The organism is Segetibacter sp. (genome assembly GCF_025963695.1).
In the GTDB taxonomy this organism is placed as follows: domain Bacteria; phylum Bacteroidota; class Bacteroidia; order Chitinophagales; family Chitinophagaceae; genus Segetibacter.
The window spans coordinates 36243-55353 of the sequence record NZ_JAOQAH010000051.1 but is presented as its reverse complement, the minus strand read 5'-3'; the positions used below and the strand labels follow the sequence as shown (position 1 = coordinate 55353).

General features: G+C 40.2%; 14 protein-coding genes. 8 read left to right on the top strand and 6 right to left on the bottom strand.

Going from position 1 to position 19111, the window contains the following annotated elements; genetic code table 11:
• The 4 genes from JWR87_RS08875 to JWR87_RS08860 all read right to left on the bottom strand — a co-directional run.
• The coding region (locus JWR87_RS08875; RefSeq protein ID WP_297818486.1) for a glycosyltransferase family 9 protein at positions 1–824 on the bottom strand (824 nt) is incomplete at its 3' end.
• 353 nt (positions 825–1177) lie between these two features.
• Entirely contained in the window at positions 1178–2404 is a 1227-nt protein-coding gene (locus JWR87_RS08870; RefSeq protein ID WP_297818484.1) for an MFS transporter, read from the bottom strand.
• On the bottom strand, positions 2401–3096 hold the full coding sequence (locus JWR87_RS08865) for a VTT domain-containing protein (protein WP_297818481.1): 696 nt from the start codon (positions 3094–3096) through the stop codon (positions 2401–2403). Before JWR87_RS08865 ends, JWR87_RS08870 begins: the two co-directional genes overlap by 4 nt.
• A 5-nt stretch (positions 3097–3101) precedes the next feature.
• Positions 3102–4358: a dicarboxylate/amino acid:cation symporter gene (locus tag JWR87_RS08860; RefSeq protein WP_297818478.1), complete on the bottom strand. Its 1257-nt coding sequence runs from the start codon at positions 4356–4358 to the stop codon at positions 3102–3104.
• A gap of 290 nt (positions 4359–4648) precedes the next feature.
• Here JWR87_RS08860 and JWR87_RS08855 point away from each other — a divergent pair, with 290 nt between their 5' ends.
• From JWR87_RS08855 to rpsT, 5 genes are all read left to right on the top strand, one after another.
• The gene (locus JWR87_RS08855; RefSeq protein ID WP_297818475.1) at positions 4649–6337 is read left to right on the top strand and encodes an amino acid permease; all 1689 of its coding nucleotides are present in this window, start codon (positions 4649–4651) and stop codon (positions 6335–6337) included.
• Positions 6338–6624: 287 nt separating this feature from the next.
• Positions 6625–7335, top strand: coding sequence for a YebC/PmpR family DNA-binding transcriptional regulator (locus tag JWR87_RS08850; protein ID WP_297818471.1), 711 nt, complete (start codon positions 6625–6627; stop codon positions 7333–7335).
• Between the two features lie 94 nt (positions 7336–7429).
• Positions 7430–7843 carry a thiol-disulfide oxidoreductase DCC family protein gene (locus JWR87_RS08845; protein WP_297818469.1) on the top strand — a complete coding sequence of 138 codons (414 nt, stop codon included), beginning with the start codon at positions 7430–7432 and terminating at the stop codon, positions 7841–7843.
• A gap of 219 nt (positions 7844–8062) precedes the next feature.
• The gene (locus JWR87_RS08840; RefSeq protein WP_297818466.1) at positions 8063–11317 is read left to right on the top strand and encodes a T9SS type A sorting domain-containing protein; all 3255 of its coding nucleotides are present in this window, start codon (positions 8063–8065) and stop codon (positions 11315–11317) included.
• Positions 11318–11467: 150 nt separating this feature from the next.
• The gene (rpsT, locus tag JWR87_RS08835; protein ID WP_297818464.1) at positions 11468–11728 is read left to right on the top strand and encodes a 30S ribosomal protein S20; all 261 of its coding nucleotides are present in this window, start codon (positions 11468–11470) and stop codon (positions 11726–11728) included.
• Between the two features lie 100 nt (positions 11729–11828).
• Here the strand turns inward: rpsT and JWR87_RS08830 are convergent, their stop codons facing one another.
• The gene (locus tag JWR87_RS08830; RefSeq protein ID WP_297818461.1) at positions 11829–12518 is read right to left on the bottom strand and encodes a response regulator transcription factor; all 690 of its coding nucleotides are present in this window, start codon (positions 12516–12518) and stop codon (positions 11829–11831) included.
• A 30-nt stretch (positions 12519–12548) separates the two neighbouring features.
• Between JWR87_RS08830 and JWR87_RS08825 the strand changes: the two genes are divergently transcribed.
• On the top strand, positions 12549–14273 hold the full coding sequence (locus tag JWR87_RS08825; protein WP_297818458.1) for a M14 family metallopeptidase: 1725 nt from the start codon (positions 12549–12551) through the stop codon (positions 14271–14273).
• Between the two features lie 122 nt (positions 14274–14395).
• Here JWR87_RS08825 and dacB read toward each other — a convergent pair whose 3' ends face one another.
• Positions 14396–15772 (bottom strand): D-alanyl-D-alanine carboxypeptidase/D-alanyl-D-alanine-endopeptidase, encoded by a 1377-nt coding sequence (gene dacB / locus JWR87_RS08820; protein ID WP_297818455.1) that lies wholly within the window; start codon positions 15770–15772, stop codon positions 14396–14398.
• A 54-nt stretch (positions 15773–15826) separates the two neighbouring features.
• Here dacB and JWR87_RS08815 point away from each other — a divergent pair, with 54 nt between their 5' ends.
• Positions 15827–17116 (top strand): competence/damage-inducible protein A, encoded by a 1290-nt coding sequence (locus JWR87_RS08815; RefSeq protein ID WP_297818452.1) that lies wholly within the window; start codon positions 15827–15829, stop codon positions 17114–17116.
• Positions 17113–18702 carry a PAS domain-containing sensor histidine kinase gene (locus JWR87_RS08810; protein ID WP_297818448.1) on the top strand — a complete coding sequence of 530 codons (1590 nt, stop codon included), beginning with the start codon at positions 17113–17115 and terminating at the stop codon, positions 18700–18702. The genes JWR87_RS08815 and JWR87_RS08810 overlap by 4 nt, the downstream gene beginning before the upstream one ends.
• Positions 18703–19111 lie beyond the last annotated feature (409 nt).

Genomic DNA, 19111 nt, shown 5'->3' with positions numbered 1-19111 from the left:
TAAGGTGTCATCCCAAAAGCTGGAACAGTATTGCCCCAAATACTTACGATAGGTTTTTTAAATGCAGCAGCAATGTGCATTAATCCTGTATCATGTGTTATAACCACTTTTGCCCGCCGGACCAGGTCAGCGCTTTCGTTTAGATTGAACTTGCCGCAGGAGTTATATATTTTAACTGGATCAATTGCAGCTATTTCATTGCCAATTGCCCTGTCTTCCGGACCGCCGAGTAGAATTATAGGATAATTGATTTTTTCACATAATTCTTTCAATTTGTCTAAAGGCAACTTTTTCGTGTTATGCGCAGCACCGATGACTATTCCAGCAAAGCCTAAAGATTGGGCAGCGGGTATATCCTCATCGGGAACAATATCGTGGTCGGGAATAAAATAGTCTAAACCCTTTCCATCATTCATCACTCCAAAAGACTTAACCGTGTCAAGGTAACGATCTACAATATGCACGTGAGGCATCACGTTAATCTTAAAAGCAGTGAGCAACCATTTTTTAATATTGAGTTTATTAAATGAAAAAGCAGGCACTTCTTTCAAAGCCTTTTTGACTTTGAGTGTACGAAGGTTATGGTGTAGGTCAATGAAGTAGTCAAATTTTTCCTGCTGCAAAATTTTAATCATATTATCAAAATTGTTCTCAAAAAGATGCAGCTTATCAACATAAGGATTGCTTTCGATTATTCCTTTAAAGCTACTTTTCGTTAGGTAATGCACTTCCGCATCTTTTACCTGTTGCTTCAGACAACGAATTACAGGAGTTGTAAGGACGATATCGCCTATTGAAGAAAAACGCATTATCAAAAATTTCATGCGGCGAAGGTAAGGGAGGTTGGAGAAAGGGATTGAAGGTTGAAGCCGAGATTGAGGTTGAAGGTTGGAGGCTTTAGGTTTAAGGTTGGAGGTTTAAGGCTTAAGGTTTAAGGTTGGCGGAAAGGGGCTGGCGGTTGCCGTGGGTTGTTTTGGGTTTCGGATTTTGGGTTTCAAATGGTCCTTATTGATTCAGTTGGAGTGGGGCGGTGAAGAAAATAGAAAGACGTTCTAAGGTAAACGATACAACAATGAACCACTTTTGAACGGAGCGTCGCAAGAAAAGCTGCACAAAGAGGGAAAGCTGCAGCAAAAAAAATAAAAAAATCGTTGTGCCCTGGTAGGTTCAGGGCTTTCTACTCAACGTATCTAAGATCTTTTCCAAAAGTTTCTTTGGTAAAGTATGCGGCTACAAGGGTTATGACCATTATAATAATTCCGGTAATTATTCCGCCTGTTATAAAACCAGCGCCTTCACGAAGCGATTTAAACAAGAGTATCATTAGAGGCAATGCACCCCTGACCATATTAGGAACCGTGGTGGCTGCGGTTGCTCTTAAATTAGTGCCAAATTGCTCTGCTGCCATCGTTACAAAAATGGCCCAAAAACCTGTGGAGAAACCGAGGGCAGCACAGATTAAATACATGACAGATGCAGATGAGTCTCGCTGAAGAAAGAACAGCGCAATGCAGATCATGGTCATGATGTAGAAAATAAAGAGCGCTTTTCTGCGGCTTTTGAGTGCCTGGCTAACAAAGCCGATGGCGATATCGCCAAGCGAAATACCAACGTAGGCAAACATGATTGCTCTACCGGGATCTATTGGTTCTGCTATTCCCATGTTCTTGCCAAACTGGTCCGAAAAGGTTACAAGTATCCCGATGACATACCATGTTGGCAAACCGATGAGGATACATTTTATGTACTTAAAAAATCTATCCTTATTTGTAAAAAACATGAAAAAGTTACCCCGACTAACATTCGTTTCCTTTACCTGGTTGAACATATTGCTTTCGAAAACACTAATGCGAAGCAGCAATAAAAGCAACCCCATTCCGCCTCCAATGTAATAGCAGATGCGCCAGTCAAACTGTTTCGAGATAAAATAGGCAACAATAGCGCCTGTGAGACCAAAACCTGCAACCATGGAAGTACCTAACCCACGTTTCTCTTTAGGTAATAATTCCGACACAAGTGTAATGCCTGCGCCTAATTCTCCGGCTAACCCAACCCCTGCAATAAACCTGAGCAAAGCATATTGGTTAACTGTTTGAACCATGCCGCTTGCAATATTTGCAAGAGAGTATAAAATAATTGATCCAAATAATACGCTTAGCCTGCCCTTCTTATCACCCATTACTCCCCAAAGTATACCACCAAGCAACAGACCTACCATTTGTATGCTGATAATAAATTCGCCACTGGTCAATACCATTTCTTCGGACAAACCTAAAGAACGCAAACTTGTTTTACGGATAATGCCAAATAGAAGTAAGTCGTAGATATCTACAAAGTAGCCCAGGGCAGCAACCAAAACAGGAATGGAAAACAGACCTGCGGAAGCTTGGTCATTTCGGCTCATAGCAGTTTTTTGTCTTTACCCATATCTTTTACCAACTCTTCTGCCGCCGCAATTCCGTCGTCTTTTTTTCCAAAAAACAGTTTAAATAAAACCGGTAGTGTTGTTATTAGTATGATGACAAGGGCAATCGCTTCTATATGATCTTTTAAACTAAAGTGAAACTGTGTCTCCACCCATTGCTGTAAATAATAACCACCCAACATCATGGATAAAACCCAGGCAACGCTACCTAGAACATTAAATAATGTAAAAGCGGGTTTCTCCATTTTTACAATTCCTGCCACAATTGGCGCAAACGTGCGAAGTATAGGAAGAAACTTGGCAATGAAAATGGTGGCCTTACCGTATTTCTCATAAAAGTCTTTTGCTTTTAGCAAATGTTTTTTTCTGAAAAGAAAAGAGTCTTTGCGCGTGAATAACTGTGACCCGTATTTGTAACCGAACCAGTACCCTACCATATTTCCTAATATGGAAGCTACAATGACTAAAAGAATGATGACACTGAAATGCACTCCGTAAAAGGCCTTGGATAAATCCTTTACGTATATGCCCGCCGCGAACAGTAAAGAATCACCAGGAAGAAAGAAACCAACAAATAAACCTGTCTCTGCAAAAATTACCAGTAGCAGTACATATAGTCCGCCGTTATGGATTATCCACTCGATAAATTGCTGTACAAAACCTTTATCCATACTACTTAATTATTTTCTAAAGAATTTTCCCATTTACTTACCACAGTTGTGGCTAAGGTGTTTCCTAAAACATTTGTACCAGTGCGAAACATATCGCAAAAATGATCAATCGGCAATATTAAAGCAATGCCTTCTGCCGGTATTTTAAACATAGCCAACGTTGCAGTAACCACTACCAATGATGCCCTTGGAACGCCGGCGATGCCTTTACTTGTAAGCATAAGAACCAGCAACATTGTAACCTGAGTACCAAAATCCAAATGAACACCATAAGCCTGGGCAATGGCAACACTTGCAAATGTCATGTACATCATACTTCCGTCGAGGTTGAAAGAATAACCCAGCGGAAGCACAAAAGCAACAATTTTATCTTTACATCCAAACCGCTCTAGCTCTTCTGTAAGCTTTGGAAATACCGCTTCACTACTAGTAGTGCTAAAGGCAATTAAAAGCGGACTAGAGATGCGACGTAAAAGTATTGGTAGCCTTCTGCCTAAAACAATAAAGCCAACTGTTAACAATACTATCCATAACAAAACAATGCCTAAAATGAATTGGCTAAAATAGAGACCGTAAAACCTGAAGATTTCCAAACCATTGGTGGCAATTACTGCTGATATGGCTCCAAATACACCAAGGGGAGCAAAGTTCATAACATACGTAACCATCTTAAGAATAACATGGGCAACTGCATCTAAACCCCTGATTACAATTTTACCATAGTCACCCAGCGCAGCAGTGGCAACACCAAAGAAAATACTGAAAACCACTAACTGCAATATTTCATTTCCCGCCATTGCCTCAAAAACACTTTTCGGAACCACATGCTCTACAAAATTCTGAAGTGAGAAACCTGTGGTTTTTCCAATAAGTTCTTTTGCTGCTGCGTCTGAAGTTGTTGAGCCAAGATGAATACTTTCGCCCGGCTTGAAAAAGTTGACCAGTGCCATACCTAACATAAGCGAAACAAGTGAGGCAGTTACGAACCACAAAAGCGATTTTCCCCCTACCCTTCCAACCGTTTTCAGATCGCCTAGTTTTGCAATACCAACAACTAAAGTTGAGAAGACCAAAGGTGCAATGATCATCTGCACCAGCCTTAAAAAAATAGTCGTCAGCAATTTTATGTTAGTAGAGAAAGCGCCTCTTGTAGGTACAGGTGAATAACGGTTTATAAGATAACCGGTAATTATGCCGAGAGCCATAGCAATCAAAATATAAAGCGTGAGTCTACTTTTAGGCGGCGGCGATGCATTGGGCATTAAGACGAAAATTTGTTAGTGGTGCAATATAAGACTAATAAGGAAATAGGATTGACTGCAAAATGGTTAATGACAATAAAAGTTGCTGAGCTACGCAACACACAATTCATATAAATAACTCTAATGAGGAAATTTGTATTTTAAAACGCACAAACCCAGTAACAAGTTTTATTGTTCCATTAGAATGCAGAACATTGGCTTTCATACCTAAACTTCTCAAATATTTGAAGTTGCTTTTAAATAAATCGCTACTTTTCCGCCTAAATAAAACCTATAACTAAAATAATATTATGAGTTTGTTTGTAAGAAAACCAATGAATGTGTTACTAAATGAAGCGCAGGAAACAGGTACTCACACCCTTAAACGAACATTAGGCGCAGGTGGACTTGTAGCACTGGGAATAGGAGCAATCATTGGGGCCGGATTATTTTCAATTACAGGTATGGCTGCTGCTAACCATGCAGGTCCGGCTATTACTATTTCATTTATTGTGGCCGCTTTTGGCTGTTTGTTCGCTGGTCTTTGTTACGCAGAATTTGCATCGATGATACCCGTTGCCGGAAGTGCTTACACTTATTCTTATGCAACGATGGGAGAATTTATTGCATGGATTATTGGATGGGATCTTGTTTTGGAATACGCAGTAGGTGCAGCAACGGTAGGCATTAGCTGGAGCAGATACCTCGTGAAGTTTTTAGAAGGATTTGACGTTCATCTGCCTGTCTCTCTTACCCTGGGACCCTGGGATGGCGGGATCATTAATCTTCCCGCGGTTTTTATTATCGTTTTAATGAGTTTACTATTAATAAAAGGAACTAAGGAAAGTGCACTGGTTAATGCTATTATAGTTGCATTAAAAGTGGCGGTAGTATTGGTGTTTATAATTCTCGGTTGGAAATACATTAATAACGACAACTACAATCCTTACATTCCCGATAATACAGGCAAATTTGGTGAATTTGGTTTTAGTGGAATTATAAGGTCTGCGGCAATCGTATTCTTTGCCTATATCGGCTTCGACGCCGTAAGTACGGCAGCACAGGAAGCAAAAAACCCCAAGAAGGACATGCCATGGGGAATATTAGGTTCACTGGCTATTTGTACTGTGCTATACATATTGTTTGCTCATGTTATGACAGGGGTAACCAGTTACTCAACTTTTGCCGGTAAAGATGGAATTGCCCCGGTTGCACTTGCAATTGATAAAATGGGTACTCCCGATGCTGCCGGTGTGATACAACCAGATTATCCCTGGTTGAACCGTGCCATCATTGTAGCTATACTTGCCGGTTATTCTTCTGTTATTCTTGTTATGCTTATGGGACAAAGCCGTGTTTTCTTTAGCATGAGTAAAGATGGACTAATCCCTAAAATTTTCTCTACCGTTAATCCTGTAACCCAAACTCCGGCAAAAAACAATTTACTGTTCATGTTGTTCGTAAGTCTTTTTGCGGCTTTTGTGCCTGCAAGAGTAGTTGGCGAGATGACCAGCATAGGAACTTTATTTGCCTTCATTCTTGTTTGTATAGGTATATGGGTAATGCGCAGAAAAATGCCCGAAATACCAAGAGCATTTAAAACGCCAATGGTGCCGTTAGTGCCCATACTTGGCATCTTCACCTGTTTATTCATGATGGTATTCTTGCCTATGGATACATGGATCCGTCTATTGGTTTGGATGTTAATTGGTATGGATATTTATCTTGCCTATGGCGCCAAACACAGCCATTTAGGTAATGGTACCACAACCAGAAAAGGGATGAAAGTAGCCCGTTACACCGGCCTTGTATTAGCTGCTTTATTAATTATTGCTGGCCTTTTGCACCAATATGGTATCGGGTTCGACGAAGACAGAACGCTGCTATATATTTCAATAATATTTGCTTTGGTTCACTTCTTTGTATTCGGCAACAGGCTTGGAAGACCTGAACCAAAAGACGATCATGAACCAGCTAATCCTTTGGAAGAGAGAATCTAAACTTAGGTTTCGAATAAAATAAAAAGCCTTTCTGCGCACAGCAGAAAGGCTTTTTATTTTTAGGTTGGCAGGCTGAATGGGTTCTCCTAAATTTGCCACATTTTCATTCGATGTTTTTGTTACCGGCTTTTGATTTTCAATGATTCTTCTCTTGCGTCGCACTCTTCAACTACAGTAAAACGATGAACAAAGAATGGCAGCACAAGTGAGTGACACAACAAAAGCCTGGTAAAGAGAAAAAGCAGGTCTGACAAAAAGAAAAAATTATCAAAAGTGAATTCATAATTATGGGAAGAATATTTGAAGTTCGTAAGTCTACTATGTTCGCCCGCTGGGACCGGATGGCGAAACAATTTACGCGTATTGGAAAAGAGATTGCCATTTCTGTAAAAGCTGGCGGCCCCGACCCTGCAACAAACCCCTCTTTACGCAGGTGTTTTGCAAATGCCAAAGGCGTTGGAATGCCTAAAGACCGGGTGGAAGCGGCGATAAAAAGGGCGCAGGGAAAAGACATGACCAACTATGAGGAAGTGATTTATGAAGGTTATGCTCCTCATGGAATTGCAGTTCTGGTTGAGACCGCCACTGACAATCCAACCCGTACTGTAGCCAACGTTAGAATGCATTTTAGAAAAGGTGAAGGAAGCCTTGGAACAAGCGGTTCAGTAGCATTTACTTTTCACCGGATGGGCGAATTTAAAATTAAAAGCGAAGGACAAGATCTTGAAGAACTTGAACTTGACCTCATCGATCATGGCCTTCAGGAAATAGGCGAAGATGAAGAAGGTAACATTGTGTTGAGAACAGAATATGACGATTTTGGAATTATGGCAAAAGCACTTGAAGACAAAGGAATTACTCCGATTTCGTCTGAACTTACCCGCATACCCACAACAACTGTTGAGCTGCCTGAAGACCAGGCTAAGGAAGTGTTGGAATTGGTGGATCGGCTAGAACAGGATGAAGACGTTCAAAAAGTATATCACAATTTAAAATAAGAGCTGTTTTTCTGTACCAGACCAAGGCTTTGCGTTACAATAAAAATACAAATAGCATTAACTTTGATGGCCGGATCTTTTCCGGCCTTTTTTTATGTCTCAAATAAACGATCAGCATCCCGTTATTTTGTTTGATGGTGTTTGTAACCTTTGCAGCAATGCCGTACAGTTTGTTATAAAAAGAGATAAAAAAAATTTGTTCTGGTTTGCCTCGTTACAATCTTCTTTCGGCCAGGAATTACTGAACAAGTATCGCCTTCCATCCACTGGCTTCGATTCTTTTATATTGCTTGAAAACAAAACCATTTATACAAAGTCTGCAGCAGCGCTAAGGGTTGTTAAGCAGCTATCAGGAGGTTGGCCGATATTGTATGTTTTTTCTATCATCCCCGCTTTTATACGGAATACTGTTTACAACTTTATTGCCCGTAACCGTTACAGATGGTTTGGCAAAAAAGAAACCTGCTGGATTGCTTCCCCTGCAATTAAAAACAGATTTTTGGATTAGCACTAAGCAACATTTCCCCTACATTTTACTTCTTACTTTATTGCATAAGGATTTGATTCTTCCAAATATTCTAACGCAAGCCTCATACTCCATTTATTTCTGAAAATCTTCCGTAGCATTTTACAGATGCTACATCCAATTTTTTGTTGAAAAGCAAATATGATGGTATTCCTTCCATACCATGTAACACGTCAGTTCCTTACAATTTAAATATCAATTATGAAAACAATGTTTACATCCCCGAGATGGATTTACATTCTTGCTTTTCTATGCTCAACATTATTCAGCTACTCGCTGATTGCACAGAGATCGGCGGCAAAATGTGCAGGCTTCACTGCGAAGGTTACAAATGGTTCGGTCCTCAACCTTTGTAGTGGCTCATCAATTTTACTGGCAGCAGAGCCTGCAAATCCGGGCTTCACTTTTCAGTGGCAGGTGCAAACCACAGCAGGAGGTCCTTTTATGAGCATTTCAGGGGCCACAGGTGCTACTTATACAATTAATAGCCTTGGAGCCTACAGAGTGTACATCGCTACCGGCTTATGTGTTGACACGTCTGGTATCACTTCTGTCATCAGGATAACTCCTGAAGGAGGAAAAATTACTGCAGCAACTAAAACAACGATCTGCCAGGGAGAGCCAGGTGGCTTGATTGAAGGCACCCAGGTGCCGGGAGCAGATGTAGGAATAATCACTTACTCCTGGGAAAGAAATGAGGCCAATAGTGGCTGGACAGCCATTAAAGATGCTTCTGCACAAAACTTTACTGTAGCACACCTTTTTAAAACCACCGAATTTCGTCGTATATCAAATGATAATTGCGGTAATAAAGCTTATTCAAATATTGTCACTTTATCCACGGCTCGCGATGTTATTTCCGGCTTAATCAGTCCAAAGTCTCAGACAGTCGCAGGTGGAGCAACACCTTTACCAATTACTTCGACTACTGCTGCAAGTGGAGGTAGTGGAAATTTCTCTTATCAGTGGCAATCTTCTTTATACCAGAATGCCACTTTCACCAACATTGCAGGAGCTACTTCGGCAGATTATTCGCCAGGGCCTTTAACCCAAACCACCTTCTATAAAAGAATAGCTACAGATCTACGATGTTACACTACTGCGGCAACCTCCGTGGCAACAATTTTTGTTGTTAACGCACCACTTCTGCCCGGTACTTACACATTAAACTCCAGTTGTTTTTACAAAGATTATCCTTTAACAACTCCCATACGGTTTACGACTAATAATGCTCCGGCAGGTGGTGTTCCTCCCTACATAGTAGAATGGCAATCGAGCACCGACGATATAAATTTTGTGAGCATTGCAAACCAGACAGGAGGAGTTTACGAGGTAGGCCCTTTAACACAATCTACCTATTTCCGTAAAAAAATTACTGATGCTACAGGAAGCATTGCATATACAAGATCAGAAAAAATAACAATGATTGAAGCTCCACTTACAAGCGGTACCATAAAAGCAGCAAGTAACGTAGCTTGTCTTGGCTCGTCTCCCGCGGAGATTTCAAGCACCGGATCCCCTACCGGGTACGGCGAAGGATTGTATTACCAGTGGCAGTACATGAATGTAAGTTCTGGCGGATGGAAAGATATAGTTGGACAAATGCGGGCAAGTTTTACACCCGAACCAATAACAGAAAAAACTACGTTTAGAAGATTAGCGATAGATCAATGTGGTGCAAACAAAAGAAGTGTGGCGTCTAACGAAGTGACAATAGATGTACGACCAGCACTTATCGCAGGAGATATAGAACCTACCTCTCAAACAATTCGTGCCGGAAGAACACCCGTTCCACTTAAATCTGTCACCGGTCCTTCCGGCGGCACTGGCGCTTACACGGTAAGGTGGGAAAATGCTGAACTTGCAGTAGGCCCTTGGGCAAGTATTCCTTCACAAAACTCACCAAGTTATCAGCCGCCTGCACTTACTACATCTGCTTATTATAGAAGAGTAGTAACTGATAATAACTGTCTTGCAACTAAGTACACTTATGTAGTAGAGGTGTATTTGAATAATGCTCCTCCAATTGATCCATGTCACCTTGGTGGATCACAATGCGTTTTCCCAGGTCATAAACCTGGTTTAATTGATGGCGGTGATATGAAAGTGACAGGGGGCGTTCCTCCATATACTTATACATGGGAAACTAAAGGGATCACAGCAGGTTCATGGAAAGTAATATCGGGTGCTACTTCAGAAAGTTATCAACCAGAAACTATTATCCAAAGCACACAATTCAGAAGAAAAGTTAGCGATGCAGTTGGCGACTTTGCTTACAGTGATCCTTTTACTATTGAGTACCACACCGCAGCATTGAATCCCGGCACTATTGCTATAAAGTCTTCACATCTAGTTTGTGCAGGTTCAGCACCAGGTTTGATTGAAAGTATTTCAGGAGTATCGGGTTACGGCGAAAATCCTCAATATCAATGGCAAATGAAAAAAGAAGCAGGTGAATGGTTAAGTATTGCTGGTGCAAATGAAGAAACCTACCAACCAGTTAATTTAACAGAAAGAGCCTATTTCCGTAGAGTGGCAACTGATGCCTGTGGCGGGGTAACTCGTACAGCAACTTCAAATGAAGTCGTATATGATTTGCCGATGATGGTAAAATTGCATGCTGGCCTCATTGACGGTCCTTTCATTACCTGCGCAGGTACTGCACCCGGTACAATTAAAAGTGTTTTGGAAGCATGTGGAGGTGGCAGCACCCTCCACTATCGTTGGGAAGTGCTACAAGATGGAGTATGGAAAATGATTGCCGGCGAAACTTCAGCAAACTATGCTCCCGGTGCTATTACTGAAAACACCACCTATCGCAGAAGGGTTTATGATGCATGCGGTAATCTGGGATTTAGCAACCAGGTCGAAATATTTGTCTATCCCCCAATTGAACCCGGCGTAATCGGTACTGCTACACAAATAGTTTGTTTAAACCAGGCCCCTGGAAAAATCAGGCTGATGACGGATTGCCATTATACCAACGGACCAGTAGCTTACCAGTGGCAAAACGCACTTAGTTTGAGTGGCCCGTGGAGTAATATTGCAGGTGCCACTGCTTCAGACTATCAGCCAATGGCTTCAACAGCCAATATGTACTATCGTTTAATGGTACGAAGTACCACTTGCGCTGCTGTTGCTTATACCAACGTGGCTTCGGTAATAGTAAATAGCGGTTGTAGATTAGAAAGCGCCCGTGACGCTATAACCTCAACGGGAATAAAGGTATATCCGAATCCGTTAACAGGTAATTCAATTAAAGTCGAAGGAGATTTAAAAGGAAAAGTCCGCATAACATTGCTAAACGCGGAAGGCCGGGCAATACCAACTACGGTATCACAGCAAGGAACAGGCGTACTAAATGTTTTGGTACCTGGTATCCGTTCAAAAGGAATGTACCTACTAACCATTACTGATGAAAAAAGAAGTTGGACTGAGAAGATTGTAATTCAATAAAGAAAATATTAGCAGCAAACAAGGAGAGTGTAGTTGTTAACCACACACTCCCTGTTTGCTACTATATGATAAGGAAATGCAAATAATGGTAATAAAAATTTGTAATTCTTATTACTTACTGTTACCTTCGCCGTCCTTAAAAAGAAAATTATGGCAAACCATAAAGCTACAAAGAAAGATGTGCGCCAGGCGGCAAAACGTAGAGATCGAAACCGTTACTATGGTAAAACAACCCGTAACGCTATTCGTGATATAAAAGAAATTACTGAACCGGGAGCTTTTACCGAAAAAATGCCTGACGTTGTTTCCATGATTGATAAGTTAGCTAAACGCGGAGTTATTCACAAGAACAAAGCATCTAACTTAAAAAGAAAACTGGCTAAGAAAGTACCTGCAACTAAGGCTGCATAGCATCTGCTCATATAAAAAATTATCAATCCCGCTAAACCGCGGGATTTTTTATTGTTTGGAGACAAATAAAGGATAAACCTGTAAAAGTGGCGAACTCATTTTACAGTTCTTTTACAAAATAGCCAAAACCGGGCTTTGTATGTATGAGTTTGGTATCAAAAGGTTTGTCAACTTTATTTCTTAAAAAACTGATATACACTTCTATTGTATTAGTTCCGGTATCAAAACTGAGACCCCAAACTTTTTCTAGTATATCCTGTTTGGAGATAACCTTACCTTTTGATTTTGCGAGCAGTGCAAGTAGCGCAAATTCTTTTGCAGTTAAATTGATATTAGTGTCTCCGCGTACAACAGTTTTATTTAGCAGATCAATTTCTAAATTAGAAATATTTAATTTATCTGATGGCTCTGCACCCGGGTCTGATCTTTTAAGAAATACTTTAATTCGTGCAAAAAGCTCATTAAAATGGAAAGGCTTTACTATGTAGTCATCAGCACCAAGATTAAAAGCATCTAGTTTGTCATTTATTTCACCGAGAGAAGTCAACATAATAATTGGAATATGTTTTTTTGCTTCTCTAAATTCTTTACATAAAGCCAACCCATTTTTATAAGGAAGGTTTACGTCGAGTAATACTAATGAGTATTGATGTTCCTTAAAAAGCTTCTCTGCCACAAGTCCGTCATAGGCTACATCCGTTTGATAACCTTCCCGTGTAAGTTCTTCCTGAACGATTTGACCTAACTTGGGCTCGTCTTCCGCTAAAAGAATTCTGTGATTTGACTCCATTACTTTTAATAAAATTATAAGGACAAATTAATGAAAAAAACTTTCTTAGTTACAGGTATATTATTATCTACATTATTAGCTAAATCGCAACCTCTCACTACAGAATTTGAAAAAACAAATGGAAGGAAAACCACAACCTACTCCGAATGTATAAAATATTACGAAAAACTTGATAGGAATTTTAATTCAATCTTAATAAAGAAAATTAATACAACAGATGCCGGCTATCCCCTGCACCTGGTTTTATTCTCGAAGCAAAATAATTTCAATCTCAAAAACTGGCAAAAAGATAAGGTGATCATTCTCGTAAATAATGGCATCCATCCCGGTGAACCTGATGGAATAGATGCGAGTATGATGTTGGCAAGAGACTTAGCCACAGGAAAAATAAAGGCACCGGATAATGTAGCAATTGCATTTATTGCATTGTATAATATTGGTGGGGCGTTAGACAGAAATAGCTTCTCAAGGGTTAACCAGGACGGGCCCGAAAGTTATGGCTTTAGAGGAAATGCACAGAATTTGGACTTAAACAGAGACTTTACAAAAAACGACTCGCGCAATGCAAGAGCTTTTGCAACCATATTCCATCTTCTTAAACCTACCATTTTTATTGATAATCACGTAAGTGACGGTGCCGATTACCAGCACACCATGACGTTACTTACCACACAACAGAGCAAATTAGGAGGTGCCGCCGGAGCATTTCTTCATTCAACTTTTGAACCTGCTTTGTATAAAAACATGGAAGAGAAAGAATGGTCAATGTGTCCGTATGTGAACTTCGAAGCCGGGAGCCCGGAAAAAGGTTGGCCAGCCTTTTACGACCCTCCAAGATACAGTTCGGGTTATACAAGTCTATTTCAAACAATAGGCTTTGTTGCTGAAACGCATATGCTTAAGCCCTTTAAGCAAAGAGTCGAATCCACCTACGACTTAATGGTAGCAATGATTGAAGAAAGTTCAAAAAAGGCAAAAGAGCTATTGGAAGCGAAAAGAGCAAGTGAGAAAGCGGTTATACAACAATCAGAATTCCCATTGCGGTGGATAGTTGACAGCAGCCGGTTTGACACGATTCATTTTAAAGGATATACAGCTTCCTATAAAACAAGCGAAGTCACAGGTCAGCAGCGATTGTATTATAATCGCTCTAAACCTTTCGAAAAAGACGTTGAATTCTATAATTATTATAAAGGCGTAAATATTGTTACCGCCCCAAAAGCTTACCTTATTCCACAGGGATGGCATGAGGTGATAGATATTTTAAAGCTGAACAATGTACGAATGCAGCGGCTGGATAAGGACACGTTGATGGACGTAGAGGAGTATAGGATCGAAGATTTTAAAAGTCTGGCAAGACCTTATGAAAAGCATCATAAGAACACTGATGTTACTGCCACCAGTAGACATATTACTTCGATGTTTTTGAAGGGTGATTTTGTTATTTATACAAATCAACCTGCTAAAAGATATTTGGTAGAGATGCTTGAACCCACCGGTGATGACAGTTTCTTTTCGTGGAATTTTTTTGATGCTGTTTTGCAGCAGAAGGAAGGCTATAGCAATTATCGTTGGGAAGACGTGGCGGCAGAATACTTAAAGCAACACCCTGATGTAAAACAACAACTGGAAGAAAGAAAGAAAACGGATAGTGCATTTGCAGCGTCGGCAGATGCACAACTGAATTTTGTTTATAAAAAGTCTCCTTATTATGAACCGGAACACATGAGATATCCTGTATACAGATTATTATAACATCTCCGGGTCGTTAAGGCCTTTGCAATTGTTGCATATATAAAAAAACGTACAAGAGTGCGACGCAACGATGTAGAATGCTGTTGCGAGAGTCGGCTACCTACTTTTATTCGGCAATAAATTTATTTTAATAAATTAAGCAGTCTATACATCTTTCTAACAATCTCGTTTGTTGAACCATTGTAATTAGTTACAACAATTGCGAAGGTGTAACCATTTACATAGCCTGTGAAACTTTTGACGCCACCGATCGTACCACTTTTCATTTTAATTCCATTAAACTCGGGCAAGGCGTTATTAAAAGAATTGAAATAGGGCTGTGACTTTGCATACAGCATTACTTTAGCCAGCGCCTCTGCCGTAACTCGATTTTGGGGAGAAAGCCCGCTACCATCTTTCATATTAACAGAAGTTGGCTCTATCCCCCTTTCTTTCCAAAAGGCTTTAATAATATCCAAACCGGCCTCAGTAGTAGCTTCTTTACTTTTTTCGAAACCCACCGTTTTTGCCAGCGCTTCACCGTATAAGTTGATGCTTTTTCTTAAAAACCAATAATTAATGCTATCTAAAGGTGGAGATGCATGGGTGACGAGTTCAGTAGTCTTTATGTTATTTTGACCACCCGCAACGAGGTTGACAGAGTTACTTTCAATTCCCTGTTTTCTTAGTGCGTTGTAAAAAACATTGATTAATTGTTTAGAAGGATCGGGAAAGGAGCCGGAGATAGTAAAAGCATTTTCGTTAGGTGGAATAGTACCCCGGATATAACCAGTAATGCTGTAAGGTGCGAGGTAAATGTATGCATTATCGCCGCTGCCCGGCTTTCCCGTTGTAAGCTCGCTTGTAAGATTGACATCATATAATTTTGGAATGGTTGTAACAATACTAACCTTATCGCCGATGCTATTTCCCGATTTCAGCTTTATGTCATACTGGTTTTCGCGCCAGTTCGTTCCAGTTGCACCAGCTCCATAATAATTGCCTATATCATCCCAGATCCAGCCGCCGGGAACGGAGTATGTACCCCAATTATGATTAATAAAAACGGAACCGTTTATTCGGTTTATTCCGGCTTGTTTAATTGCCTTAATCCACTTATTCAAAACTACCTGTTCTTTTGTTTCATCATAACGCCAGCTTCCTAAGGTAGGATCACCTGAACCAGCGATGTAAATATTCCCGTTCAATGTTCCGTTTTGAATAATGCCGCTATACGCAAGCGAGGTTTGGTAACGGTAAGCTGTTCCCAGCAATTCGAGAGATGCCACACTAGTCAACACTTTTTGACTACTTGCCACGGGCAAACCTATTGTTCCGTTTTCGTTTATCACAACAGTTCCTGTCTTTTGATCCAGTACATAAAATGCTAACATTCCGCTCTTCAATTGGTCATCAGCCTTTAGACTTTGGGCTGCATCCTGTAATTTTTTAGAAATTCCCTGACCATTAGCGAACCCAAAAACGATTAATAACGTAATAAACTGAACTAATTTTTTCATACTTGTAACTACATTGCGCTAAAATTAGCTTTTCCACTTAATGCCACCAACTGTATGACTAACGACCGGGTATACGCATCGATAATAACAATAGGTGATGAACTTTTGATTGGACAGACGATTGATACCAACAGCGCCTGGATGGCACAGGAACTGAATAAACTTGGTATCTGGGTAAAACGCCGCGTTGCCGTTGGCGACCTTTGGGATGAAATATGGAACGCTCTGGACGAAGAAAGCAAGCAGTCGCAAGTTATTTTAATTACGGGCGGATTGGGTCCAACGGCGGATGATATTACAAAGCCTTTATTAAATGAGTATTTCGGAGGCAAACTGGTTATTGACGAAGCAGCACTCAGAAACGTAAAAGACATTTTTGAGAAATATATAAAAAGGCAAATGCTTGATGTGAATTTAAAGCAGGCCGAAGTACCAGATGTGTGTACAGTTATTCAAAACAAAAGAGGTACAGCGCCTGGAATGTGGTTTGAAAAAGATGGAAAGGTTTTTATAAGCATGCCTGGCGTACCAAACGAAATGAAAGGAATGATGAGTGATTTTGTTTTGCCGCGCCTTCCACAAATATTTTCGTTACCGGCAGTAGTTCACAGAACATTGCTAACTGCAGGAATTGGGGAATCCTACATTGCGGATAGAATAAAGGACTTTGAAACAAATTTGCCAGAACATATTAAACTGGCATACCTGCCAAACTTTGGAATGGTTAGACTGAGGTTGACTGCAACAGGTAAAAATGAAACAGAAATAACGGCTGAAGTGGACAACTTGTTCCTGAATCTACAGAGCCAGCTGCAGGATGTTATGGTAATAAACGAAGACAAAACACTTGAGGAAGCTATCGGATTAATGCTGGCTAAACACAACAAAACAGTGGCCACTGCAGAAAGCTGTACAGGCGGCTATATCTCTCACCTTATAACCAGCGTTCCGGGTTCATCAAAGTATTTTAAAGGTGGTATCGTTAGCTACCATAATACTGTAAAGGAAAATATTTTGTGCGTAGATGCAGACACTTTGGACAACCATGGAGCTGTGAGCGCAGAAACCGTGTTTGAAATGGCCGTTGCGGCTAAAGAACTAATTAAAACAGATTTCGCTATAGCTGTAAGCGGCGTTATGGGACCAGACGGCGGCACCGATGAAAAACCTGTGGGCACAGTGTGGGTTGCAGTTGCCGCAAAGTCAGGAACAATCACTAAAAAGTTTCAGACAAGGTACGGCAGACACCAAAATATTGAGGTTACTGCCATCCACGCTTTAAACTTGCTAAGGCAGACAATTATAACCGAATTAGAAAACAATTTTTCAGACAACAATAAATGAAAGCAGCGATGAGCGCGCAGGACATGCTTAAGTTCAAACACCTTCCGGGTTTGGGCCGCTTTATTTTAGAAAATCACCTTGACGAATTCTCGAGGGAACAACTTGACTGGTGCTACGAATTCAGCCTTCCGCTGCTAAGGCTTTTTAGTAATTTAAACAACGAACAAGTTTTTGAAATCACAAAAAAAAGCAGCACCGATTTACTACTAGTTCTTATTAGCAATAAAGCAAAAGAACATTTAGATGAAGCGCTTGCGAAATGGGCCAACAATAAACACGAAATGATCGGCAGATTTGATGTAGTAGCCGAAGACATAACACTGCTAAATCACATAAGGCAAAAAGGATTAAAAAAGTGGATATTAAAATACACCGCCAATCCTGAAGAAATTATCGCACTTAATAATGAAATTGATGATTACACTTTTGCTAATAATACCTTAAGCACAAACACCTATATCAACATTTTAACCGAACGGTTAGAAAGAAAAAGCAACCAATTACTTGAAGCACAGGGAATAGCACAGGTGGGCAGTTTCGAATGGAACTTTGTTGAGACAAGCAGGGATAACAGCCCTGAGATGAGAAAAATTTTCGAGACCGAAAAGCCCCAGTCTTACGAAGAGATGCTTGAACACGTGCATCCTGAGGACAAAGAGAAAGTAATAAAAACACTACAACAATCTTTAGTTAACGGAAGCTACAGTTGCGAGTTTCGATACCTGGTTAACAATAAAGAAAAGGTATTATGGACAAAGGCCGTTATTCATTACGAAGATGAAAAACCGGTATTGATGACCGGAACAGTGCAGGACATAACCGAGCGAAAGAAAACAGAACAGAGCCTGCTGCAAAAAACAATTGAGTTAGAAGTATCGAACTCAAACCTTGAAAAGTTTGCTTACGTAGCCAGTCATGATTTACAGGAACCGTTGAGAAAAATCCTGATGCATACAGATCTGCTCATAAATTCAGAAAAAGAACGGTTGTCAGAGAGAGGCAAAGGATTGTTAGAGAAAATACTAAGCTCAACATCTAAAATGAAACGCCTTATAAAAGACATCTTAACTTATTCCACTATCAACCCTGAGCAGAAAAAAGAAAAGGTTAACCTCGAAGAGTTGTTGAGAGAGGTAAAGACAGAGTTGGAATATTTGATCGTTCAAAAAGCAGCCGTAATACATTCAGAGAATCTTCCTGCTGCAAGCGTTTTTCCGTCGCAGATAAAACAGTTGTTTCAAAACTTAATTTCAAATTCTATTAAGTTTTCTAAAAAAGACCAGCCTCCTGTTATCAATATCACCCATACAATATTAGACCCGAAAAAGGTGGCTGATAAAAAGATAGCGCCGGCATTTACCTACCTGCAAATTTGCATTACCGACAACGGGATTGGATTTAAAAAGAATCATTCGCATGAAATTTTTTCATTATTCAAAAGACTGCATACACAAAAAGAATTCGAAGGTTCGGGATTAGGACTTGCCATTTGCAAAAAAGTAGCAGAAAATCATGGCGGCACAATAGAAGCTTCGGGAGAATTTGGCGAGGGAGCTACTTTTACTATCATACTGCCTCAACCATAACGTACTACGTGTTTTAAATAGACGAAGTATACAGCTTTCACTTGCAATTTTACAAACCTCCTGTATAGTTTTACTTTTTTTTCTGTTGAACGATCAGTTGTTTTTCAAGTAACATTGTTGTGTCACACCCTTGAACTATTTTTTCTACCAGCAACATTTTTGCGGCTTCAATGTAAACGGACTAAATAATAACTGAAAGCTCTGAAACGGGTTGAAAAACATTCAAAGTGTACAAGTGAGTGACACAACGATGTTGAGTGAATTACCGGAGCTGGCTACCCAAAAAATAAACTAAAAAGTTAAACAATGAGCTATTACCTACAAAGGAATGCCAGGGATTGGGAAATCTTACTTTTATAAAATTTATAGCGCTGGCGTAAAGACCATAGGTATGGATGAAGCAAGGCCA